Below are 248 nucleotides of genomic sequence, written 5' to 3' on the forward strand. Positions count from 1 at the left end.
CGCGCGCAATTGCACGTCGCCTTTACGAAGCGATTGCGCCACTGCCGATCCTCAGCCCGCATGGCCACACTGACCCGCGCTGGTTTGCAGAGAACACAGCTTTCCCGGACCCCACATCGCTTTTTTTTGTTGCCCGATCACTACGTGCTGCGCATGCTGTACAGCCAGGGTGTGCCGATGGAGACGCTGCGCGCCGGCGCGGACTCGGCAAAGGCACGCGAAGTCTGGCGGCTCTTCGCCGCCCACTA

The 248-nt window shown here is 63.3% G+C and carries 1 pseudogene; it reads left to right on the forward strand.

Annotated features, from left to right (window positions below):
• Positions 1-248: pseudogene (locus tag AC5IJH_RS18550) on the forward strand (glucuronate isomerase); the annotation flags it as partial.

It is taken from the genome of Candidatus Dedyshia acidiphila (assembly GCF_051025295.1).
In the GTDB taxonomy this organism is placed as follows: Bacteria; Acidobacteriota; Terriglobia; order Terriglobales; family Acidobacteriaceae; genus KBS-83.